This window comes from Cellulosimicrobium sp. I38E, from assembly GCF_001647255.1.
In the GTDB taxonomy this organism is placed as follows: domain Bacteria; phylum Actinomycetota; class Actinomycetes; order Actinomycetales; family Cellulomonadaceae; genus Cellulosimicrobium; species Cellulosimicrobium cellulans_E.
Genome location: NZ_LUAZ01000061.1, coordinates 70,381 through 92,898, shown reverse-complemented (window position 1 = coordinate 92,898; position 22,518 = coordinate 70,381). Strand labels below are relative to the sequence as shown.

Here is a 22,518-nt window from a genome sequence, read left to right as displayed (position 1 = left end):
TCCGTCGCCGTCCGGGGGTGATCCTACGCACGCGACGCCACCTCCGAGCCACACTCTCGCCGAATGTCACGGTGAGATATCGATCTGACCTGCGGAAACGCAGATTCTTGCCAACTTACTGACTGCACGGTAAGTTCTCCGCTCGACAGACGACTCGACGACGAGGAGCACGTACGTGACATCGCAGTCCCTCGCGGGAGAGCGCGACCCCGCGGAGCTCGACACCCTGCGCACCCGCGCGCAGGAGCTGCCCCTCCGCGAGAAGGTCCGCCTCCTCACCGGCCGGTCCATGTGGCGCCTGCACGCCCTGGACGAGCTCGGGCTGCGCCCCGTCGTCATGTCCGACGGGCCCGTCGGGGTCCGCGGCACGAGCGAGGTCGAGGGCGAGACCTCGATCCTCTTCCCCTCCCCCAGCGCGATCGGCGCGACGTGGGACCGGGCCGCCGCGCACGAGACCGGTCAGGCGTTCGCCCGCGAGGCGCGCACGCACGGCGTCGACGTCGTCCTCGCCCCTCAGGTCAACATCCAGCGCACGCCCGTCGGGGGACGGCACTTCGAGTGCTACTCCGAGGACCCGTACCTCACCGCCCAGATCGGCACCAGCGTCGTGCGCGGGCTCCAGGACCAGGGCGTCGCCGCGTGCGTCAAGCACTACGTCGCCAACGACTCCGAGACCCAGCGCACGTCGTACGTGTCGCACGTCGACCCTCGCGTGCTGCGCGAGGTCTACCTCGCACCGTTCGAGGACGCGGTCGCGGCGGGGGCGTGGTCCGTCATGGCGGCCTACAACCAGGTGGACGACGGCGTGGAGTCCGGCCCCATGACCGGGCACCGGCACCTGCTCACCGACGTCCTCAAGGACGAGCTCGGGTTCGACGGCGCCGTGGTCTCGGACTGGGTCGCGACGCACACGACCGAGCTCTCCGCGAACGGCGGGCTCGACGTCGTCATGCCCGGACCCGGCGGCCCGTGGGAGGACGCCCTCGTCCGCGCGGTCGAGGACGGCCGCGTCCCCGAGCGCGAGATCGACGACAAGGTCGCGCGCATCCTCCTGCTCGCGCGTCGCGTCGGCGCGCTCGACGAGCCCGCGCGCCCGGTCACGCACGACGGCGACCTGCGCGCCCTGGTCCGCCGCACCGCCGCCGCGGGCACCGTCGTCCTGCGCTCCGACGCCGAGAACCCCGTCTGGGACCGGCCCGCGCCGCGGTCGATCGCGCTCGTCGGCCCCAACGCCGTGCGCCCGCACGTGCTCGGCGGCGGCAGCTCGACCGTCAACCCCGCGCACGTCGTCACCCCCGCCGAGGGCCTGGCCGCGCGCTGGCCCGACGCCACGCTCACGGTGGCCCGCGGCGGTGACGCGCGCCGGTTCGCCCCCCGCCTCGACGTGGAAGGACGCAGCGCCGACGGGGCCGCCGTCGCGGTGACGTGGCTCGACGCCGAGGGCGCGACGCTCCGCAAGTCCGTCCTGCCCCGCTGGGACGGGTTCCTGCGCGACCTGCCCGCCGAGGTCGACACCGTCGTGCTCGACGTCGACGTCCTCCTCGACGAGCCCGGCGACCACGTGCTCGAGGTGGGCACGGTCCCGGGCCACACGATCGAGATCGACGGCGTCGTCGTCGCGAAGGACGACCGCCGCTCCGGCGTCGAGGTCATCCTCGACTCGTCGATCAACAACCCGGCGGGCGTCCCCGCGACCGTGCACGTCGACGCGCCGCGGCGCGTGCGGGTCAGTGCCTCGCTCTTCGTCACGCGCGCCCAGGGCTACGGCAACCTCGTCCGCGCGGAGCTGCGCCACCGCGTCCCTGCGCCGAGCGCCGAGCAGGAGATCGCCGAGGCGGTCGAGGCCGCCCGCGCCGCCGACCTGACCGTCGTCGTGGTCGGGACGAACGAGGAGGTCGAGTCCGAGGGCTGGGACCGCACGTCGCTCGCGCTGCCCGGCCGCCAGGACGAGCTCGTCGAGCGCATCCTCGACGCCGACCCGGACGCGGTCGTCGTCGTCAACGCGGGCGCGCCCGTACTCCTCCCCTGGCTCGACCGCGCCCGCACCGTGCTGTGGGTCTGGTTCCCCGGCCAGGAGGCCGGGCACTCGATCGCGGACGTGCTCGCAGGCGCCGTCGAGGCGGCCGGCCGCCTCCCCTGGACCCTCCCGGCCGCCGAGGCCGACGTCCCCGTCCCGCACGCGGTCCCCGACCAGGGCGTCGTCGAGTACGCCGACGGGGTCCACGTCGGCTACCGCGCGTGGGAGCGCTCGGGCGCGGTCCCCGCCGCCCCCTTCGGGCACGGTCTGGGCTGGACGACGTGGTCGTACGACGCGTCCGACGAGGCCGAGCACCTGCCCGCCCGCACGCCCGACGGAGACGTGATCCTCACGGTCCGCGTCACCAACACCGGGTCCCGCGACGGCCGCGAGGTCGTCCAGGTCTACGTCGAGCCCCCGGTCGCGCCCGCGTCGGCCCCGGTCGCCGAGCGCGACCGCCCGGTCCGCTGGCTCGGCGGGTTCGCCGTCGTCGACGTCGCCGCGGGGGCCTCCGCCGACGTCACCGTGACCGTCCCCCGCCGTCAGCTCGAGGTGTGGGACACCGACAGCGGACGCTGGCACCTCCCGGCCGGTACCTACCGGCTCCGGGTGGGGCGTTCCGTCCACGACCTCCGCCTGGACACCGCGGTCCGGGTGCAGGGCAGCACCACCGAACAGGAGTAGCCCGGACCGCGGTCCACGCGGGGCGACCCAGCGCCCCACGCCACCTTCCGTTTCACCCGTACGCTCCACCGCCCCGGCACCGCGCCGGGGACGATGTTCCCTCGAAGGAGAGAGATTCATGAGGTTGAAGGCCTCCGCGATCGCCCTCGGCATCGCGACAGCACTCGTGCTGACCGGCTGCTCGTCGACGGGCGGCAACAACGACGACGAGACGACCGGCTCCGGCGCGGGCGCCGCCCTCACCATCGCCAAGCCGGACGGCGCGATCGCGACCGAGTCGAACAACCCGTGGATCGGCGACTCGTCCGCGCTCAAGCTCGGCTACGTCAACGCCATCTACGAGCCCGTCGGCATCGTCAACGTCGTCAACCCGTCGGACGAGGTCCGTCCGTGGCTGGCGTCCGAGATCACGTGGTCCGAGGACTACACGTCAGTGACGCTCACGACCCGCGAGGGCGTGAAGTGGAGCGACGGCAAGGACCTCACGGCCGACGACATCGCGTACTCGTACCAGATCCTGGTCGACACGCCCGAGCTCAACACCGCGGCGCTCGACATCAAGGACGTCGCCGTGGACGGCGACAAGGTCACCGTCACGTTCGGCACGCCGATGTTCGCCAAGCAGGACAAGGTGCTGCACCGGTTCGTCGTCCCGAAGCACGTGTGGGAGGGCGTCGCCGACCCGACGACGGAGACGAACCCCGACCCCGTCGGCACCGGCCCGTACACGCTGACGAGCTTCAGCACGGAGAGCGTCCAGCTCGACGCGCGCGACGACTACTGGGGCGGCGAGCTCGCGGTCCCGACGCTGTACTACGTCTCCTACAACGACAACAGCGCCCTGACGACCGCGCTCGCCAACGGCGACGCGGACTGGGCGCAGGCGTTCCTCCCGAACGTGCAGTCGGCGTTCGTCGACAAGGACCCGGAGCACAACGTGTACTGGGCCCCCGCCGGTCTCGGCATCGACGCGATGTTCGTCAACACGACCAAGAAGCCGTTCGACGACGTCGCGTTCCGCCAGGCCGTCAACATGGTCATCGACCGCGAGCAGCACCAGCAGATCGCCCGCGAGGGCGGCGTCCCCCTGCTCACCTCCGTCACGGGACTGCCGACCCCGGCCGGCGACCCGTTCATCTCGGACGAGTTCGCGGGCGAGGAGTACGAGGTCGACGTCGACGGCGCCAAGAAGGTCCTCACCGACGCCGGGTACACGTTCGAGGGTGACGCCCTGATCGACCCCGACGGCGAGCCCGTCACCTTCCAGCTCAGCGTCCCGCAGGGCTGGAACGACTACGTCACCGGCATCAGCCTCATCGCGGAGTCGGTCAAGGCGATCGGCGTCGAGGCCACGGTCGACACGCCCGACTCGGACTCGTGGTGGGCCGCCAAGGGCACGGGCGACTTCGACGCGATCCTGCACTGGACCGAGACCGGCGCGACGCCGTACGACATCTACAGCGACACGATGGACGCCCGCTGGCTCAAGCCGATCGGCGAGGCCGCCGACTACAACTTCGGCCGCTTCGACAGCCCGGAGGCCACGGCCGCCCTCGACGCGTACCTCGCGGCGACGACGGACGAGGACCGCGCGACGGCCATCGCCGAGGCGCAGAAGATCTTCGTGGAGCAGGTCCCGGTCATGCCGATCGGCACACGCCCGTTCATCACGGAGTTCAACACGCGCAACTACGTCGGCTGGCCGAGCGACGACGACCCGTACATCAACGCGGACCCGACGCAGCCGACCGCGGTGCTGATCCTCACCCAGCTCAAGCCGGCCGAGTGAGGGCACCGAGGCTCGCGCGGCGCGCGCCGCGCGAGCCTCGGTGCGGCCCGGCCCCAGCACAGAAACAGGTAGGACCCGTGAACACCGAACCCCTGCTGACCGTCTCGCACTTCAGCGTGGTCTACGACGTGGACCCGCCCGTCGAGGCCGTCAGCGACGTCTCCCTCACGCTGCACCGCGGGGAGATCCTCGGCCTCGCCGGCGAGTCCGGCTGCGGCAAGACGTCGCTCGCGTACGGCATCCAGCGGCTCCTCAAGCCGCCGGCCGTCATCCCCTCGGGATCGGCGATCTTCCACGACGAGTCGGGCGAGGACGTCGACCTCAACGCGCTGGACGACGACGCGATGCGCCGCTTCCGGTGGGACAAGGCGTCGATGGTGTTCCAGGGGGCGATGAACGCGCTCAACCCGGTCGCCACCGTCGGCAAGCAGCTCGGCGACGTGTTCGAGGCGCACCGCCCCCGCATGAGCAAGGCCGAGCGGACCGAGGAGAGCGCCCAGCTCCTCGACCTCGTCGGCGTCGGACGCGACCGGCTGCGCTCCTACCCGCACGAGCTCTCCGGCGGCATGCGCCAGCGCGTCATGATCGCGATGGCCCTGGCGCTCAAGCCCCAGCTCATGATCATGGACGAGCCGACGACGGCGCTCGACGTCCTCGTGCAGCGCGAGATCCTCCAGCAGATCTCCGACCTGCGGAAGCAGTTCGGCTTCTCGGTCATCTTCATCACGCACGACCTCCCGCTGCTCCTCGAGATCTCGGACCGGATCGCGGTCATGCGCCAGGGCCGGATCGTCGAGCTCGACACCGCGGCGAACATCTACCACCACGCCCAGCACGAGTACACGCGCACGCTCCTCGGCTCGTTCCCGAGCCTCACCGGGGAGCGAGGCGGGTTCGTGCGCGGCCGGTCGGAGCCCGCGGCCGCGGCCGCGAGCACTGCCACGACCAGCGCAGGAGGCCAGGTCTGATGACCACCCTCGAGTTCTCGCACGTCAGCAAGAAGTACAAGGTCCGGGGCTCCGGCGACCTGCTCGCGCTCGACGACGTCAGCTTCACGCTCACCTCGGGGCGCACCATCGCGCTCGTCGGGCAGAGCGGCAGCGGCAAGTCGACGATCGCGAAGATCCTCACGCAGCTCGAGCGCGCCACGTCCGGCGAGATCCTGCTCGACGGCGCCCCCATCCCCCGCCGGGGACGGGCGCTGCGCCGCTACCGGCAGCAGATCCGCATGGTCTTCCAGGACCCGTTCGCGTCGCTCAACCCGTGCCACACGATCCGCCACCACCTCGAGCGCCCGCTGCGCCTCGACCACGTGGTCCCGAAGGACGACGTCGACGCCGAGGTACACCGCCTCCTCGACCGCGTCCACCTGGACGGCGGCGTCGTGGACCGCCGCCCGCACGAGCTGTCCGGCGGGCAGCGCCAGCGCGTCGCGATCGCGCGCGCCCTCGCGTCGCGCCCGTCGCTGCTCATCGCGGACGAGCCGGTCTCGATGCTCGACGTGTCGATCCGCCTCGGCGTCCTCAACCTCCTCGCCGAGCTCCAGCGCGAGGCGAACCTCGGGGTCCTCTACATCACGCACGACCTGGCGACCGCGCGCCACTTCAGCGACGAGATCATGGTCCTGCACCACGGCAAGGTCGTGGAGCACGGGCCGGCCGACGACGTGATCCTCGAGCCCCAGCACCCCTACACCCGCGCGCTACGCGATGCCTCGCCCAACCCGGAGGTCCACTTCTCCGGCACCGGCCCCGCATCGTCGAGGAGCTGATCCCGTTGCGATTCTTCGCCCGCCGCACCGCCTTCTACCTGTTCACCGCCTGGGCGGCGATCACGATCAACTTCTTCCTGCCCCGCATGATGAAGGGCGACCCGGTCTCCGCGTACCTCGCGAAGAACCAGGGGAAGATCAGCCCCGAGGCGGCCGAGTCGCTGCGCACCCTCTTCGGGCTCGACGACGGCCGGTCGCTCTTCCAGCAGTACATCGACTACTGGGGCCTCATGCTCAGCGGCGACCTCGGTCGCTCGTTCTCCAAGGGGCTCGCCCCCGTGGGCGACGTGATCGCCGCCGCCCTGCCGTGGACGCTCGGGCTCGTCGGCATCGCGACGATCCTCAGCTTCTTCCTCGGCAGCGGCCTCGGCGCGATCATCGGCTGGCGCCGCGGGAGCAAGGCCGACGCGATCGTGCCCATCTCGACGTTCTTCTCGACCGTCCCGTACTTCTGGATGGGCCTCATCGCCATCGCGGTCTTCTCGAGCATGCTCGGCTGGTTCCCGGCGTCCCACGCGTACAGCAAGGGCGCGTCGCCCGAGTGGTCGTGGGAGTTCGCCTGGGACGTGATCCAGCACGGCACGCTGCCCGCCCTGACCATCGTCGTCGCGTCGCTCGGCGGCTGGGTGCTCGGGATGCGGAACATGATGATCACCGTCCTCGACGAGGACTACGTGACGGTGGCCCAGGCCAAGGGCCTCCCGCCCCGCAAGGTGCTCACGCGCTACGCGTCGCGCAACGCGGTGCTGCCGCAGCTCTCGAGCTTCGCCCTGTCCCTCGGCTTCATCGTCGGCGGCACGCTCGTCATGGAGCTCGTCTTCTCCTACCCCGGGGTGGGCAAGCTGCTGCTCGACGCCACCAACGCGAAGGACTACCCGCTGATGCAGGGACTCTTCCTCGTCATCACGCTCTCGGTCCTCGTCGCGAACATCCTGGCGGACGTCGCCTACGCCGCCCTCGACCCGCGCACGCGTCAGACGGAGGCCTGAGCCATGACGTCCACCACCACGACCGCGACGAGCGAGGCCACCGCGCCCGCGACCCCGCCGGCCCCCCCGGGCGGCTCCTCCGGACGCGGCCTCGCGAGCCGTGCCGGGGCGTCGTTCGCGATGTTCCGCAACGGCAAGTCGCTCACCGGCCTGATCATCCTCGGCGTGTTCACGCTCGTCGCGATCTTCGGCGACCTCCTCGCGCCCTACGGCCCGCTCGAGAAGGACTTCACCGCACTCAAGCAGCCGCCGTCCGCGCAGCACCTGCTCGGCACGACGCACATGGGCGAGGACGTCCTCAGCCAGATCATCTACGGCACGCGGGGCGTGCTGGTCGTCGGGTTCGTCTCCGGCATCATCGCGACGCTCGTCGCGGTGATCATCGGCGTGACCGCGGGGTACATCGCGGGCTGGCGCAGCGAGTCGCTCTCGGCGCTCACGAACGTCTTCCTCGTGCTCCCGGGCCTGCCGCTCATGATCATCGTGGCGTCCCAGCAGGAGAACCCGAGCCTCCTGCTCGTCTCCACGGTGCTCGCGATCACGGGCTGGGCGTGGGGCGCGCGCGTCCTGCGGGCGCAGACGCTGTCGCTCCGGAACCGGGACTTCATCCAGGCGGCACGGGCGAACGGCGAGCCGATCCACCGCATCATCGCCGTCGAGATGCTGCCGAACCTCACCGCGATCATCGCGTCGAGCTTCGTCGGCACCGTGACCGCCGCGGTCCTCGGCCTGACGACGCTCGCCTTCATCGGGGTCATCCCCATCACGAACCTCAACTGGGGCACGATCCTCTTCTGGGCCCAGCAGAACGGCGCGTTCCCCGACTACTGGTGGTGGTACGTCCCCGCCGGCCTGTGCATCGCGCTGCTCGGCATGGCCCTGTCGCTCATCAACTTCGGGATCGACGAGTACGTGAACCCGCGCCTGCGGTCGGCCGGCGAGCGGGCGCGCGCCATGCGCAAGAAGGGCTACAAGGTCTCGAGCGGCATCACGACCGTCGCCGACCGCCCCGACCTGCTCGAGGGCAGCGTCACCCCGCCCCCGCCCGACTCCCCGCACGTCGACCTGCCGGGCGCGCCGGTGCACGGCGACGACATCGGTGCGGTGACGGAGGCCGACCAGGCGACCGGCGGACCGGACGTCATCCCGGCCGGCCGGCCCGAGCGCTCCGCGTAGCGGTCGCCGCACAGACAGGTGAGGGGCCGTACCACGGCCCCTCACCGGCAGACGGTCCCGGCACGGGACGCCGTCCGCGCCACGCCCCTGGCTCGGACGGCACGCCTCCACCGTGCCGGGACCGTTCGCGTCCCCCGGTCAGCGCATCTTGCGCCGGTAGATCGCGACGGCCCACGCGTACGCGACGGCGAGGATCCCGACGAGCCACGCGAGCGCGACCCAGATGTCGGAGCCGACGGGCTGCCCGCCGAACAGCGCGCGCAGCGTGTCGACGATCGCGGTGACCGGCTGGTTCTCCGCGAACCACGCGACCGGCGCCGGCATGGTGTCCGTGGGGACGAACGCGGAGCTGATGAACGGCAGGAAGATCAGCGGGTAGCTGAACGCCGACGCGCCGTCGACCGTCTTGGCGGAGAGGCCGGCGACCACCGCGAGCCACGTCAGGGCGAGCGTGAACAGGACGAGGATGCCGAGCACGGCGAGCCAGGCGCCCATCGACGCCCCGGTGCGGAACCCCATGAGGAGCGCGACGCCGACGACGATCGTCACCGAGACGAGGTTCGCGACGAGCGACGTCAGCACGTGCGCCCACAGGACGCTGGACCGCGCGACGGGCATCGACTGGAAGCGCTCGAAGATGCCGCCCTGGAGGTCGAGGAACAGCCGGTAGGACGTGTACGCGACGCCCGAGGCGACGGTGATGAGCAGGATGCCGGGCAGCATGTAGTCGATGTACGACCCGGCGGCGCCGGTGTCGATCGCGCCGCCGAGGACGTAGACGAACAGCAGCATGAGCGCGATCGGGGTGACGGCGGTCGTGATGATCGTGTCCGGGCTGCGCAGGATGTGGCGCAGCGAGCGGCCGGTCAGGACACGGGTGTCGGCCAGGACGTGCGTGGTCATCGGAGCTCCTCTCCGGCGGGCTGGGTGCCCTCGGCGGTCGTCGGGGTCGTGGGGTCCTCGCCGGTCTCGCCGACGAGGGAGAGGAACACGTCCTCCAGGGACGGCTGCTTCTCGACGTACTCGACCTGCGCGGGCGGCAGGAGCGCCTTGAGCTCGGCCAGGGTGCCGTTCTGGATGATGGTGCCGCGGTGCAGGATCGCGATCCGGTCCGCGAGCTGCTCTGCCTCGTCGAGGTACTGCGTCGTGAGCAGGACGGTCGTGCCACCCTGGGCGAGCTCGCGCACCGTGGCCCAGACCTCGATGCGCGCCTGCGGGTCCAGGCCGGTCGTGGGCTCGTCGAGGAAGATGACCGGCGGGTCGCCGATCAGGCTCATCGCGATGTCGAGGCGGCGGCGCATGCCGCCGGAGTACGTCCCCGCCCGGCGCGAGCCCGCGTCGGTCAGGGAGAAGCGGGCGAGCAGGTCGTCCGCGACGTGGCCGGGATCCTTCAGGTGGCGCAGGCGCGCGACGAGCACGAGGTTCTCCCGGCCCGTGAGGACCTCGTCGACCGCGGCGAACTGCCCGGTGAGAGAGATCGACTCCCGGACCTGCCCGGGCTGGTCGACGACGTCGTGCCCGTGGACGCTCGCGGTCCCGGCGTCCGGCGTGAGCAGCGTCGACAGGATCCGCACGAGCGTCGTCTTGCCCGCCCCGTTGGACCCCAGCAGCGCGAAGATGCTCCCGGTGGTCACGTCCAGGTCGACCCCGCGCAGCACGCGCAGGTCGCCGAACGACTTCTCGATGCCTCGTACCCGCACGGCGGGCGCGAGGGACTGGTCGACAGACATGTCCAGGTCTCCGTCTCTCTCAGGTGGGGTCAGGGTCGGCGGACGACGACGTCGCCGAAGCCGGTGCTGGCGTGGATCTCCGCGGTGGCCTCGTCCTCGACGGGGCCTTCCGTGGGCGTGAGGTGGTTGCGCACGCTGCCGTGCTCGGAGCTCGCGTCGAGGAACGCGGCCGTGCCCTCCGGCACGCCCACGTCGATCGAGCCGAACGACGTGCTGAGGGTGACGCTGCCGGACTCCAGGCGGTCGACCCGGATGCCGCCGTGCGCGGACTTCGCGGTGAGGGTGCCGACCACCCGGGTCACGGCGATCTCGCCGTGCGCGCCCTGCACGGCGAGGCTGCCCGTGACGGCGCCGACCGTCGTCGTGCCGTTGCTGGCCTTGATCGTGCCGTCGCCGGCGATCTCGCCGATCCGCACGGAGCCCGCGCTGACCTTGACGTCCGCGGTGCCGGCGACCCGGCCGACGACGACCGACCCGGCCGAGGCCTTGAGGTCCAGCCGCTCGACGTCCTCGAGCCGGACGTCGGCGACGGAGAGCGTCATGTCGACGGCACCGAGGGACCCCTCGGTGTAGAGGGTGCCCGCCTTGCCGCGCAGGTCGGAGCCGGCCGGGAGCTCGACGGTGATGTCGGCGGTCCCGGCCGCGAACGGCAGGACGAACTGCTTCCACGACCCGGGGTACAGGATCGTGACGGCGTCCCCGTCGCGGTCGACCCGGACGTCCTGGGCCGCGCGGACGCTGCCGGACTTCGAGGGGTCCGTGGGGAGGACGGTCACGACGACGTCGTCACGGTCGCCGGCGACGACGTGCAGGTTGGCGAAGGGCACGTCCACGACGACCGGGACGGGGTGCGGTGCAGGGAAAGTGGGCATGACGGAGCTCCAACGGTGGTGTCGGTGTGGTGTCAGCGGGTGGTGGGAGGGGCGAGCGCGCGGACCGGGAGCGGTCAGCGCACCCAGCCGGTGACGCGGGCGGAGCCGCGCGGCTGCGGACGGGCCTGCGCGGCCGGGCGTCCGGTGGACTGCTCGAGCGCGGCGGCGACCGCGCGCACGAGCCAGGTGTTGACGGAGACGCCGTCGCGGGCGGCGGCGGTCTCGGCCTGCGTCTTGAGGTGGTCGGGCAGGCGCAGGGTCGTGCGGGTCGTGGCGCCGGACTCGACGTCGGCCGGCCCGACGGCGGGCGGCGCGGCGGGCGTCGCCGCGGACGCCGGAGCGACGCCGTAGGCCGGCTCACCGGGAGCCGTGGGCGGGGCCGCGGGGGCCGGGGCGGCGACGACGAACTCCGGGGCGCCGCCCCGCAGTCGCACGTCGACCGATCCGGGCGCGAGCTCCGCGGAGATCTCGCCCGCCGCGTCCGAGAGCGCGTCGAGCAGGACGAGCCGTACGGCGGCGTCGAGCGGCGCGGTCAGCCGCTCGGCGAGCCGACGGCCGTCGTCCCCGGCGGCGTCCGCGGCGGCGGCGAGGCGGGTCTGGAGGTCGTCGACATACGGGGTGAGGTCCATGACGCCATCATGGCACCACTCGTGGTGTCACTGCAAGACCTGGCGACAACATTCTTGACACCACCTGACACCAGGCCGGGATCGCCGGCCTCGGATACCGCGGTCAGGCCGTCAGGTCGGCGACGACGTCGTACCCGAGCTTGAGGATGAGCGCCCCCACCACGACGACGAACACGACCCGGACGAACGCGCTCCCCTTGGCGACCGCCATGCGCGCGCCGACGTAGGCGCCGAGCAGGTTCGCCGCTCCCATGAGCAGGCCGAGGCCCCAGAGCACCGCACCGTACGGGACGAAGAAGATCAGCGCCCCCGCGTTCGTCGCGAAGTTCGCGATCTTCGCGAGCGCCGACGCGGGCAGGAACGCGTACCCGAGGATGCTCACGAGCGCGATGACGAAGAACGTCCCCGTACCCGGGCCGAGCAGGCCGTCGTACGTGCCGATGACGAGGCCGATCCCGGCCGCGGCCCAGCGGTGCCCGTTGCCCTCCCAGCGCAGGTTCGTCGTGTGCCCCAGCTTCGGCTTCGCGATCGTGTAGGCCGCGACCCCGACGAGCACCACGAGGATGATCGGCTTGAACAGCTCGGCGGGGATGCGCGACGCGAGGGCTGCGCCGCCGATCGCGCCGACCAGCGCCGCGAGCGCCATCGGGCCCGCCGTCCGGAGGTCGGGCCCGACCCGCCGGTAGTACGTCGCGGCGCTCACGGACGTGCCCATGATGCTCGCGAGCTTGTTCGTCGCGAGCGCCTGGACCGGGCTGATGCCGGGCACGAGGAGCAGCGCGGGGAGCTGGACGAGGCCGCCCCCGCCGACGACGGCGTCGATCCACCCCGCCGTCAGGGCGGCGAGCACGAGCAGGAGGACGGTCAGGCCGTCGATCTCGAGCCCGCCGGAGACCGGGAGGGAGAAGGCGGGCAGCACCCCCTAGTGGTACCACGCCGCACACTTCCCCGTGGGCCTGGGTCTGCCTACGCTGCTGTGATGACCGAGACGTCCGAGAACCCTGAGGTCGAGCCGACCGGTTCCGTCGTGCGCGAGGACGACGGCCGGTGGATCGTGCTGCGCCGGACCTTCGCCGCACCCGTCGCGGACGTCTGGGCGAGCCTCACCGAGCCGGCGGGGCTCGAGCCGTGGATCGGCACGTGGGACGGGGACCCAACCACGGGGAGCGTGCGCTTCGTCATGACCGCCGAGGGCGCGACGGAGGGCGACGAGTGCCGGGTCCTGCGCTGCGACCCACCGCACCGGCTCGTGGTCGAGACCGCCGTCGGCGAGACGTCGTGGCACCTGGAGATCGACCTAAACGACGACGGCGGCACCACCGCCCTCGTGTTCCGCCAGGCGCTGGGCCCGGACGAGGACGCCGGGTCGATCGGACCGGGGTGGGAGTACTACCTCGACCGCCTGGCCGCCGCACGCGCCGGGCGCGACCCCGCGACGGTGGTGTGGGACAGCTACTACCCTGCGCTCGCGGCGCACTACGGCTCGAAGAACGCACCGGCCTGATCGCGGCGCGCGGCCCGCGGGCCGCGCCTCAGGACTGGAGGGCGTCGTACTCCGCCTCGGCCGCGACGTCGTCCTCGACGTCCAGGCGCAGGTGCGCGAGCGCGAGCTGGAGCACGCGCAGCGCGCTCGCGGCACGCTCCCCCCAGAGCGAGACGTAGGAGAACTGCCACCACCACAGGCCCTCGAGCTCGCGGCCGCCGTCGTAGTGCTGGAGGCCCTTCGCGAGGCACTCGGCGACGCACGCGAGATCGCCCGAGAGGGACGCGGCCCCGACCTCGGCGCCCACGAGCGGGTCGGTGATCTCGGCGTAGTCGTCGAACCCGTCGAAGAGCTGGGAGAGCGCGGTCCGCAGCGGGTCCACGTCGGTGTCGCGGCCGGCGTCGGGCTCGAAGCGCTCGACCGGGACGACGTCGCCCATCGCCCCGAGCCGTGCGCCCGCGGCGAGCGCGTCGGACAGCGCGAGCAGCAGCAGGGGCAGCACGGCCCCGGGTGCGGCCCCCGACGCGACCTGGGTCGCCGTCGTGAGGAACGCGCGCGCCTGCGCGGCCATGCCCTCGGCGATCTCCCGCAGGTCGGGGTCGTTCTCGATCTCCCCCATGCTTGTCACCTCTCGTCAGCCGCCGACGAGACGTCGGCCCTCGAAAGCCCGGCCGAGCGTCACCTCGTCCGCGTACTCCAAGTCTCCCCCGACCGGCAGCCCGGACGCGAGGCGGGTCACGCGCAGGCCCATCGGGCCCAGCATGCGCGCGAGGTACGTGGCCGTGGCCTCGCCCTCGACGTTGGGGTCGGTCGCGAGGATCACCTCGGTGACCTGCCCGTCGGCGAGCCGGGCCATGAGCTCGGCGATCCGCAGGTCGCCCGGACCCACGTTCTCGATCGGGTTGATGGCGCCGCCGAGCACGTGGTACCGCCCGCGGAACTCGCGCGTGCGCTCGATCGCGACGACGTCCTTGGGCTCCTCCACGACGCAGATCACCTCGGGCGAGCGGCGCGGGTCCGCGCAGATGCGGCACTGCTCGGACTCCGCGACGTTGCCGCACGTCTCGCAGAAGCGCACGCGCGCCTTCACCTCGGTGAGCGCGTCGGCGAGCCGGCGCACGTCCGCGGCGTCCGCGGCGAGCAGGTGGAACGCGATGCGCTGCGCACTCTTGGGCCCGACGCCGGGAAGTCGGCCGAGCTCGTCGATCAGGTCCTGGACAGCGCCTTCGTACACGCCCCCAGCCTACGGGGCACGGCCCACATGCCGGGCCCGGCCCGCCGCCGTCGTGGCCGGGTCGGTCCCGGCCCGGCGCCGTCATGGCGGGGCCGGGACCGTGCTCGGACGAGGGTCACTCCGGGAGCTCGGGCGCCACCGTCCGCGTGGACCCGTCCGTGTACGTCACCTCGTACGTGATCGCGGGCTCCGGGCCGCCCCGTCCGCTGGGCCCGCCGACCGTCGTCGGGTCGAAGATCTCGCCCGGCCACCAGGCGACGAAGACGCCGTCCTCGATCGTGGTCTCGACGGCCGTGCCGTCGGCGAGCCGCAGCGTCACCGCCGCGACGTCGGCACCGGCCTGCCCGTTCGTCATCGACAGCACCGGCCGCTCGCGGCTCCAGGGGTACGGCCTGCCGCCCCACTGGGACATCGACCCCTCCGTGACACCGCGGGACGACGGGACGAGGTCGCCCGCGCTCGCGGTCCCCCCGGACACGTCCTCCGCCTCGTCCGCGCCGGGCGGCAGGTACCCGACGCACGACGACTCCAGGGTCTGCGCTCGTGCGTCGTCGTCGTACAGGTACATCACCGCCACCCAGGAGCCGCGTCGCTCGGCGAGCACCACGTCGTCGGCCGTCACGCTCCGCTCCGGGCCGATGCGCGCACGGCACGCCTCGTCCAGGACCGCGAGGTCCTGCGCGGAGAGCGGGACGGGCTCGGGTGTCCACGACGCGAGCGCGTGCGGCGCCGGGCCGACGAACGGGAGCGCGAACGCCGCCGCGGCCACCGCGGCGACACCGACCGGGACACCGACCCGGCGCACGGCGCGGCGCCGTGCCTGCGCGGCCAGGTGCCCGACCGCGCGGGCGCCCGCCCCGTCCGGCTCCTCGCCGGCGAGGATGCGGTCGAGGCCCTGCGCCGCGCGCGCGGCCTCGGCGGCGGAGAGGCCGGACGCGGGGGCGCGGTCGAGCCCCCGGAGGGTGGTCAGGTCGTCGTGGGTCATCGGAGCACCTCCTGGGCGGGGACGTCGAAGGATCGAGCGAGCGGGACGGCGGGCCGGCGCCCAGGACCGTCCACGCCCGGCCCCTCGTCCGCGGACAGCAGGCGCCGGAGCGCCGCACGTGCGCGGTACAGGCGCAGCCGGTACGCGACCGCGGAGATGCCGAGGACCCGCCCGGCGTCCGCGGACGTCAGGTCCTCCCAGAGCAGCAGCGACAGCACCTCCTGGTGGTCGGGCGCGAGCCGGTGCCACGCCGTGGCGAGCTCGGACCGCGCCGCCGTCAGCTCGTCCGGGGACGGGAGCAGGGGCTCGGGCTGGGCGGCGAGCCGGACGCCGAGCGCGCCGCGTCGCGTGCTCGCTCGCCGGTCGTTGAGGAGGCAGCCGCGCGCGACCCCGAACAGCCAGGCCCGCTGCGCGTCACGGGACGGCGGCAGGTCGTGCATCCGTCGCCACGCGACGACGAACGCCTCGTGCACGACGTCCTCGGCGCGGTCCTCGTCGGTACGCCGGCGCACGAACCGCAGCACGTCGGCGTACGTGTCCTGGTAGAGGGCGCGGAACCGCTCGGCGCGGTCCGCCACGGGAGGTGGGCTCATGCCCTCTTCGTGTCCGGCACCGGGCACCCTGTTTCGGGCGGCGGCGTCAGACCTGGTCCTGGATCTCCTCGATGATCTTGCCGTCGAGCAGGCTCACGACGAGCGCCGTCCCGACGAGGCCCGTCGAGACGATGTCGGGGTCGTCTGCGGACGGGAGGTCGTCCATCGGGTCGACCGTGGACGACGCGTCCCGTCGGGCGGGCGCCTCGGCCGGCCGGGAGACGCGCGCCGTCGTGGCCGCGGCGATCGCCGCGCGCGCCGCGGAGACGCCGCGCAACGGGGCGCCCGACGCGTCCACCGTCGCGACGGGGACCCCCGCACGGGCAGAAGGCTCCTGGCGCGGCGGGGTCCCAGGCGTGGCCGGTGCCGGGGAGTCCGGTGCCTGCGCTGCGGACGTCGTGCGCGCGGGGGCGCTCTCGAGGACGGGCTCCGGCTCGGGGCCGTCGTCGAGGTCGGCCGGCGGCTCGGCGGGCGCCCCCGCGAGCCACGCCTCGTCCGCCGCGTCGACACGGGGCGCGGGTACGGGCTCGGGTGCCGAGGCTCCGGCGAGCCAGGCCTCGTCCGCGTCGTCGACGACCGGCACGCCACCGTCGTCGCCCACGGTGGCCACGGGGGCCTCCGTCGCGACGGGTCGCTCCTGCAACGCGACGGCGCCGCGCGGTGCGACCGCTCCCGACGCGAGCGCGGTCGGGGCCGTGCCCGCGCCCGACGCCACGACACGGCCCGGTGCGCTGACCGACGCCAGGGGAACGTCCTGGCGGCGCTCCCCCGGGCCCGGCTCAGGACGCGATCCGCCCGGGCCGGCTGCGACGGGGGCCGGAGCGGAGGACCCGGGCGCCGGGGCGGCAGGGGCCGGGGCCTGACCGCCGCCGCCCGCACCGCCCTCGTCGAGGCGCGGCTCGACCCGCACCTGGAGCCCGAGCGTCTGGTAGACGACGTCCTGGACCGCGCTCGTGTGCCGCGCGGAGGAGAAGGTCCGCGCGAGCCCCGGCGACGGGAACGCGAGGTAGAGGACGTCCGGTCCCAGCTCTGCCACCTGCGCGTTCGCGCTGACGAGGGACCACGTCACGGGGCTGGCGCGCAGGTTCTCGAGGACCTCCGGCCAGCGCCGCCGCAGCTCCTCGGTCGTGAGCGCCGGGCTCGCGTCGCCGGACGGAGCGCTCCCCGCAGGCTGTGCCGGGCGGCCTGCCTCCGGCTGCGCGGGGGCGGCGTCGGCACGCCCGGGAGGCGCAGCCTCCTTGCGCGCCGGCGACACCGCGCCGTCCTGCGGGGTCGGGCCGGCCTGCGTGGCAGGACCGGTCGGCTCGACCTGCTCGACCGTGGCGGTCGCGGGAGAGGGCGGCACGGGCGCGGCAGGCGCCGTGGAGTCCTCGCGCGCGGGCCCGGTGATGCTCGACGCGACAGCGCCCTCGCCCGGAGCGGACGAGGTCCCCTGGTCGGGTGCCGACGGGGCGGACGCTGGCGCCGAGGCCCGCTCGTCCTCGACGACCTCTGTGGGAGCAGCCACGGTGGGGCTGGGCTCGGCCGCCTCGGCGGAGGGCCGCGCGTCGGCCGGTGCGGCGGCGATACCCGGCTGTGCGGCGGGGGCGGACGGGGTGGACCGGTTGGGGCGCAGCGCGGCGCGCACAGCGGCAGCACCGGTGAGCCCGGACGACGGTGAGGTCGTGGCCGGCCCCCGCCCCGCGCCGTCGTTCACCGGAGCGCCCGGGGCGGGCGACGCCTCGGATCCCGGTGCGACGGCTGCCGGTGCGAGGGCGACCGCGCCCAGCCCCCCGCGCTCGAGCCGGTCGAGGCGCGCCGCGAACCCGGCAGCGCCGTCGTCGGCGCCGGGCAGGAGGAGTCGCGCCATGAGGAGCTCGAGGTGGAGCCGCGGCGAGGTGGCGCCGGTCATCTCCGTCAGGGCCGCGTTGACGAGGTCAGCCGCGCGCGAGAGCTCGGCCACACCCAGGTTCTGCGCCTGGGCCCGCATGCGCGCGAGCTGGTCGGCGGGCTGGTCGCGCAGCACGGCCTGCGCCTCGTCGCCGGAGACCGCGATGACGATGAGGTCGCGCAGGCGCTCGAGGACGTCCTCGACGAAGCGCCGGGGCTCGTGCCCCGTCGCGATGACGTGGTCGACGACCCGGAAGATGCTCGCGCCGTCGCGCGCGGCGAGCGCGTCCACGACGTCGTCGAGCAGCGTCGCGTGCGTGAAGCCCAGGAGCGCGACGGCGCGCTCGTACTCCACGGCGCCGTCCTCCGCGCCCGCGATGAGCTGGTCCATGACCGAGAGGGAGTCGCGCACCGAGCCGCCCCCGGCGCGCGTGACGAGCGGTACGACCCCGCTGCCGATGGTGACGCGCTCGGCGGCGCACAGCTCCTCGAGGTACGGGCCGAGGACGTCCGGCGGCACGAGGCGGAACGGGTAGTGGTGCGTACGGGAGCGGATGGTCCCGATGACCTTGTCCGGCTCCGTCGTCGCGAAGACGAACTTCACGTGCTCCGGGGGCTCCTCGACGAGCTTGAGCAGCGCGTTGAAGCCCTGGGGCGTCACCATGTGCGCCTCGTCGAGGATGAAGATCTTGTACCGGTCGCGGGCCGGCGCGAACGCGGCGCGCTCGCGCAGCTCGCGCGCGTCGTCGACGCCGTTGTGCGACGCCGCGTCGATCTCGACGACGTCGAGGCTGCCCGGACCCCCGCGCGCGAGCTCGACGCACGACGGGCACTGCCCGCACGGGGTGTCGAGCGGCGTCTCGGGGGTGTTGCGCTCGCAGTTGAGCGTGCGCGCGAGGATGCGCGCGCTCGTCGTCTTGCCGCACCCGCGCGGGCCGGAGAACAGGTAGGCGTGGTTCACCCGACCGCTGCGCAGCGCCTGCATGAGCGGCGCGGTCACGTGGTCCTGACCGATCACCTCGGCGAAGGTCTCGGGCCGGTAGCGGCGGTACAGGGCGGTGCTCACCCCGGTCACTCTAGACGCCGCGACCCACACGCACGAGGCCGGTCCTCAGCGGTGCAGCGCCTTGCGGGCGAGCCAGTTGCCGAGGAGCTGCGCGACCTGCACGATCGCGATGATGACGAGCACCGTCACGATCACGACGCCCCAGTTGTAGCGCTGGTACCCGTACCGGATCGCGAAGTCACCCAGGCCGCCACCGCCGATGAGGCCTGCGACCGCGGACATGTCGAGCACCGCGATGAAGAGGAACGTGTAGCCCAGGATGAGCGGGGCGAGCGCCTCGGGGACGAGCACGGTCGTGATGATGCGCCACGACGACGCCCCCATGGCCCGTGCCGCCTCGATGACGCCGGGGTCGATCCCGACGAGGTTCTGCTCGACGATGCGGCTCGTGCCGAACGCCGTCATCACGGACAGCGGGAAGATGAACGCCTCGGTGCCGAGCGTCGTCCCGACCACCTGGAGCGTCACCGGCCCGAGCAGCGTGACGAAGATGATGAACGGGATGGGCCGCACGATGTTGACGAGCACGTTGAGCACGCCGAACACCCACCGGTTGTCGAGCAGGTTCCCCCGCCGCGTGACGTAGAGCGCGATGCCGAGCGCCAGGCCCGCGACACCGCCCGTGAGCAGCGCGATGGACACCATCTGGAGGGTCTGCCCGAAGGCCTCCCAGAGGATGGGCCACAGGGTGGACCAGTCGCGGTTCATCACAGACCTCCGGGGATGCCGTGGCGGAAGGAGACCCCGGGTGCACCGAGCGAGTCGCCTCGCCCTGCGGCGGGGCCGTCGGCGGTGGCGTCATCGCCGCCCGGGTCGGCGTCGAGCCGCGCCACCCGCGGATCGTCGAGCGGCTGGGCCGCGGTCCCCAGGTCCACGACGTCGGCGCGCTCGGCGAGCGCGACGAGGAACGGCGCGATGCGGTCCTCGGGCGCGTCGAGCTCGACGGTGAGCGACCCGAACGGCCGCTCCCCCACCTCGGAGATCCCGCCGTAGACGACGGACCCGTCGACGTCGTGCTCGCGCAGCAGGCGGAACAGGTCCGACCCGGTGTGCGCGCCCTCCCGCACGCCGACCGTGACCAGCCGGCCGGGGTGCCGCTCGCGCAGCCGCGCGAGGGTGTCGCGCGACGGGCGGTCGTGCAGCGCCGTCCCGACGAACCGCTGGGCGGCGTCCGCGCCGGGCGCGGAGAAGACGTCGTACACGTCGCCCGTCTCCACCACCTTGCCGTGCTCCATCACGGCGACGCGGTGGCACGTCGAGCGCACGACCTCCATCTCGTGCGTGATGACGACGATCGTGATGCCGAGCTCGCCGTTGACGCGCCGCAGGAGCGCGAGCACCTCGCGCGTCGTCTCGGGGTCGAGCGCGGACGTCGCCTCGTCGGCCAGGAGGATCGTCGGCTGCGCGGCGAGCGCGCGGGCGATGCCCACGCGCTGCTTCTGCCCGCCCGAGAGCTGGCGCGGGTACGCCTTCGCCTTGTCGGCGAGGCCGACGAACGCGAGGAGCTCCGCGACGCGCGCGGCGCGCTTCTCGCGCGGCCAGCCCGCCACCTTGAGCGGGTACGCGACGTTCCCCGCGACCGTCCGCGACGACAGCAGGTTGAACTGCTGGAAGACCATGCCGATGCGCGAGCGCACCTCGCGCACGCGGCGCTCGGGCAGCCCGGTGATCACCTGGCCGTCGACGACGACCTCGCCGCTCGTCACGCTCTCGAGCGCGTTGACGAGCCGCACGAGCGTCGACTTGCCGGCGCCCGAGTAGCCGATGACGCCGAAGATCTCGCCGCGGCGGATGCTCAGCGAGACGTCGTCGACGGCGTGCACGGCACCGTCACCCTCGCCGAACGTCTTGCTCACGTGGCGCAGCTCGATCGCGGGCTGCTCGTCACCGCCCTCGTCGCGGGGGACGTCGGTCACGTCGGGTTCCTCTCGTCGGAGGCCGGGCCTCCGGGCCGGGGCCGCCTGGGTCACCTGGGATCACCAGGCATGTCGTCAGGGCCGCCTGTCGGGGTGTGCCGCTCGCCTGCCATCGTCCTCCCCCGGGCACGACGGCGCGCGAGGGCGGACGCGACGTGCGCGCCCGCCCTCGCGGCGACGGCATCAGGAGTTGCGGATGTCGTCCTCGATGCCGGCGAGGATCTCCTGGAGCTCGGCGGGCGAGTTCTCCTTGATGACGGCGGTACCGCCCGAGGCCTTCTTCTCCGCCTCGACGACCTCCGGCGAGTGGGAGATCTCGGCGAGCTTGAGCAGCGTCTCGTCGTCCTTGTCCTCTGCCCGCGCGACCCACACGTTGATGTAGGGCTTGGCGGCGTCGGAGTCGGGGTCGTCCTGGAACAGGGCGTCCTCGGGCTTGAGGCCCGCATCCTCGACGAAGTCGTTGTTGATGATCGACGCGTCGACGGACTGGAGCTGGATCGGGGTCTGCGCGGCGTCGACGGGCGTGACCGTCACCTTGGAGCTGGGCAGCACGTCGGCCTCGGTGGAGATGGAGCTCCCGCCGTCCTTCAGCTCGACCAGGCCGGCCTCCTGGAGCACGAGGAGCGCACGCGCGAGGTTGGTCGGGTCGTTCGGCACGGCGACCTGGCCGCCGTCGGGGATCTCCTCGAGCGACGTGTGCTTGGACGAGTACAGCCCGAGCGGGTAGACGGCGGTCGCGCCGATCGGCTGGAGGTCGTCGCCCGCGTCCACGTTGTAGCCCGCGAGGAACTGCAGGTGCTGGAACTGGTTCACGTCGAGCTCGCCCTGGGACAGCGCCGGGTTCGCCTGCGTGTAGTCCTGGAGGTCGACGAGCTCGATCTCGATGCCCTCGGCCTCGGCCTGCTCCTGGAACACGGCCCACTTGTCGTCGGACGCGCCGACGACGCCGACGCGGATCGGGTCCGCCGCGTCACCGCTCGCGGCACCGCCCGCGGTGTCGTCGCCGCCGCCGCAGGCGGTCAGGGTGAGGGCGGCCGTCGCGGCGATCGCGGTCCAGGTCAGACGCTTGCGGGTGGTCGAGAACGACATGGGAGTTCCTTCCGGTGGCGGCGGCGTCGGTCACGGGTGGCGACCGGCGGGCCGGGGTGCAGGGACGGTCCTGCGAGGGGTGGGGTTCGGGGTGCTTCCGGCGGGCCATCAGCCACGCGGCGAGCGGGGGCGGCGTCGTCAGGACGACGCGGCAGGTGCGGCGCAGGTCTCCCTGCGGGTCACGACGGCGTCAGCAGCCGCACATTCGCCCGGTGTGCACGCCACGACAGCACGACGTGCCGGCGCAGGACGCTGCGCGCGGGGTCGTGGTGGCGACGTGGTTCCGGGTCATGCCGACATCATGAGCACGGCGACGCCCCGCGCGCCAATCCCCGAGCCGGATCGTCCATCATGTGGACGCCAAACTGGTCGCATGTCGGGAACTCGGGCGACTGAACCGGGATATATCGGGCGTCAGGCGCCCCGGGGGTGCCCGTCTCGCTCGAGCAGGAAGAGATCTGCGCCACACCGGCCGGCTCCGCGGCGGTGGGCCGGCGCCCGTCCGGAGACAGGGCGCCCGGAGACATGAAGGACCCCCCGCACACCCACCAGAGCTCACCTACCCTTGCTGCCTTCCGGCCCTGGGGGAGTTCGGCGAGATGATGCCGCACGAGGGGTCTGCACCC

20 protein-coding genes and 1 other RNA gene are annotated in these 22,518 nt (G+C 73.2%); 7 read left to right on the top strand and 14 right to left on the bottom strand.

The window, feature by feature from the left end; genetic code table 11:
• The first annotated feature begins 175 nt into the window (after nt 1–175).
• From A0J59_RS17615 to A0J59_RS17590, 6 genes are all read left to right on the top strand, one after another.
• Nucleotides 176–2,701: a beta-glucosidase gene (locus A0J59_RS17615; RefSeq protein WP_064316962.1), complete on the top strand. Its 2,526-nt coding sequence runs from the start codon at nt 176–178 to the stop codon at nt 2,699–2,701.
• Nucleotides 2,702–2,819: 118 nt separating this feature from the next.
• On the top strand, nt 2,820–4,490 hold the full coding sequence (locus A0J59_RS17610) for an ABC transporter substrate-binding protein (RefSeq protein ID WP_047232281.1): 1,671 nt from the start codon (nt 2,820–2,822) through the stop codon (nt 4,488–4,490).
• A 77-nt stretch (nt 4,491–4,567) separates the two neighbouring features.
• Nucleotides 4,568–5,458 carry an ABC transporter ATP-binding protein gene (locus tag A0J59_RS17605; protein ID WP_064316961.1) on the top strand — a complete coding sequence of 297 codons (891 nt, stop codon included), beginning with the start codon at nt 4,568–4,570 and terminating at the stop codon, nt 5,456–5,458.
• Nucleotides 5,458–6,261, top strand: coding sequence for an ABC transporter ATP-binding protein (locus tag A0J59_RS17600; RefSeq protein ID WP_064316960.1), 804 nt, complete (start codon nt 5,458–5,460; stop codon nt 6,259–6,261). Before A0J59_RS17605 ends, A0J59_RS17600 begins: the two co-directional genes overlap by 1 nt.
• A gap of 5 nt (nt 6,262–6,266) precedes the next feature.
• Nucleotides 6,267–7,250, top strand: coding sequence for an ABC transporter permease (locus A0J59_RS17595; protein WP_047232284.1), 984 nt, complete (start codon nt 6,267–6,269; stop codon nt 7,248–7,250).
• A 3-nt stretch (nt 7,251–7,253) separates the two neighbouring features.
• Complete coding sequence (locus A0J59_RS17590) at nt 7,254–8,426, top strand: ABC transporter permease (protein ID WP_082919150.1); 1,173 nt, start codon at nt 7,254–7,256, stop codon at nt 8,424–8,426.
• Nucleotides 8,427–8,564: 138 nt separating this feature from the next.
• On the opposite strand, the gene A0J59_RS17585 is transcribed toward A0J59_RS17590, so the two are convergent.
• The 5 genes from A0J59_RS17585 to A0J59_RS17565 form a co-directional block, all read right to left on the bottom strand.
• Nucleotides 8,565–9,329, bottom strand: a complete 765-nt coding sequence (locus A0J59_RS17585; protein ID WP_064316959.1) for an ABC transporter permease — start codon at nt 9,327–9,329, stop codon at nt 8,565–8,567.
• The gene (locus A0J59_RS17580; RefSeq protein WP_053371784.1) at nt 9,326–10,156 is read right to left on the bottom strand and encodes an ABC transporter ATP-binding protein; all 831 of its coding nucleotides are present in this window, start codon (nt 10,154–10,156) and stop codon (nt 9,326–9,328) included. The genes A0J59_RS17585 and A0J59_RS17580 overlap by 4 nt, the downstream gene beginning before the upstream one ends.
• Nucleotides 10,157–10,185: 29 nt before the next feature.
• Complete coding sequence (locus A0J59_RS17575; RefSeq protein WP_053371785.1) at nt 10,186–11,028, bottom strand: DUF4097 family beta strand repeat-containing protein; 843 nt, start codon at nt 11,026–11,028, stop codon at nt 10,186–10,188.
• Between the two features lie 74 nt (nt 11,029–11,102).
• On the bottom strand, nt 11,103–11,657 hold the full coding sequence (locus tag A0J59_RS17570) for a hypothetical protein (protein ID WP_064316958.1): 555 nt from the start codon (nt 11,655–11,657) through the stop codon (nt 11,103–11,105).
• A 103-nt stretch (nt 11,658–11,760) separates the two neighbouring features.
• Complete coding sequence (locus A0J59_RS17565; protein ID WP_231581763.1) at nt 11,761–12,576, bottom strand: TSUP family transporter; 816 nt, start codon at nt 12,574–12,576, stop codon at nt 11,761–11,763.
• Between the two features lie 60 nt (nt 12,577–12,636).
• Here A0J59_RS17565 and A0J59_RS17560 point away from each other — a divergent pair, with 60 nt between their 5' ends.
• Nucleotides 12,637–13,161, top strand: coding sequence for an SRPBCC family protein (locus A0J59_RS17560; RefSeq protein ID WP_082919149.1), 525 nt, complete (start codon nt 12,637–12,639; stop codon nt 13,159–13,161).
• Nucleotides 13,162–13,189: 28 nt separating this feature from the next.
• Here the strand turns inward: A0J59_RS17560 and A0J59_RS17555 are convergent, their stop codons facing one another.
• The 9 genes from A0J59_RS17555 to ffs form a co-directional block, all read right to left on the bottom strand.
• A complete protein-coding gene (locus A0J59_RS17555; protein WP_053371787.1) occupies nt 13,190–13,759 on the bottom strand; it encodes a DUF5063 domain-containing protein in 570 nt (189 codons plus the stop codon).
• A 15-nt stretch (nt 13,760–13,774) separates the two neighbouring features.
• The gene (gene recR, locus A0J59_RS17550) at nt 13,775–14,374 is read right to left on the bottom strand and encodes a recombination mediator RecR (protein WP_024841680.1); all 600 of its coding nucleotides are present in this window, start codon (nt 14,372–14,374) and stop codon (nt 13,775–13,777) included.
• A gap of 115 nt (nt 14,375–14,489) precedes the next feature.
• Entirely contained in the window at nt 14,490–15,359 is an 870-nt protein-coding gene (locus A0J59_RS17545; protein ID WP_047232290.1) for a hypothetical protein, read from the bottom strand.
• Nucleotides 15,356–15,952 carry an RNA polymerase sigma factor gene (locus A0J59_RS17540; RefSeq protein ID WP_082919148.1) on the bottom strand — a complete coding sequence of 199 codons (597 nt, stop codon included), beginning with the start codon at nt 15,950–15,952 and terminating at the stop codon, nt 15,356–15,358. The genes A0J59_RS17545 and A0J59_RS17540 overlap by 4 nt, the downstream gene beginning before the upstream one ends.
• Nucleotides 15,953–15,998: 46 nt before the next feature.
• The gene (locus A0J59_RS17535) at nt 15,999–18,887 is read right to left on the bottom strand and encodes a DNA polymerase III subunit gamma and tau (protein ID WP_064317001.1); all 2,889 of its coding nucleotides are present in this window, start codon (nt 18,885–18,887) and stop codon (nt 15,999–16,001) included.
• 45 nt (nt 18,888–18,932) lie between these two features.
• A complete protein-coding gene (locus A0J59_RS17530; RefSeq protein ID WP_047232291.1) occupies nt 18,933–19,595 on the bottom strand; it encodes a methionine ABC transporter permease in 663 nt (220 codons plus the stop codon).
• Nucleotides 19,595–20,803: a methionine ABC transporter ATP-binding protein gene (locus tag A0J59_RS17525; protein ID WP_082919147.1), complete on the bottom strand. Its 1,209-nt coding sequence runs from the start codon at nt 20,801–20,803 to the stop codon at nt 19,595–19,597. Before A0J59_RS17525 ends, A0J59_RS17530 begins: the two co-directional genes overlap by 1 nt.
• 183 nt (nt 20,804–20,986) lie before the next feature.
• The gene (locus A0J59_RS17520) at nt 20,987–21,892 is read right to left on the bottom strand and encodes a MetQ/NlpA family ABC transporter substrate-binding protein (RefSeq protein WP_047232292.1); all 906 of its coding nucleotides are present in this window, start codon (nt 21,890–21,892) and stop codon (nt 20,987–20,989) included.
• A 525-nt stretch (nt 21,893–22,417) separates the two neighbouring features.
• Nucleotides 22,418–22,514: signal recognition particle sRNA small type (ffs, locus tag A0J59_RS17515), an RNA gene on the bottom strand.
• Nucleotides 22,515–22,518 lie beyond the last annotated feature (4 nt).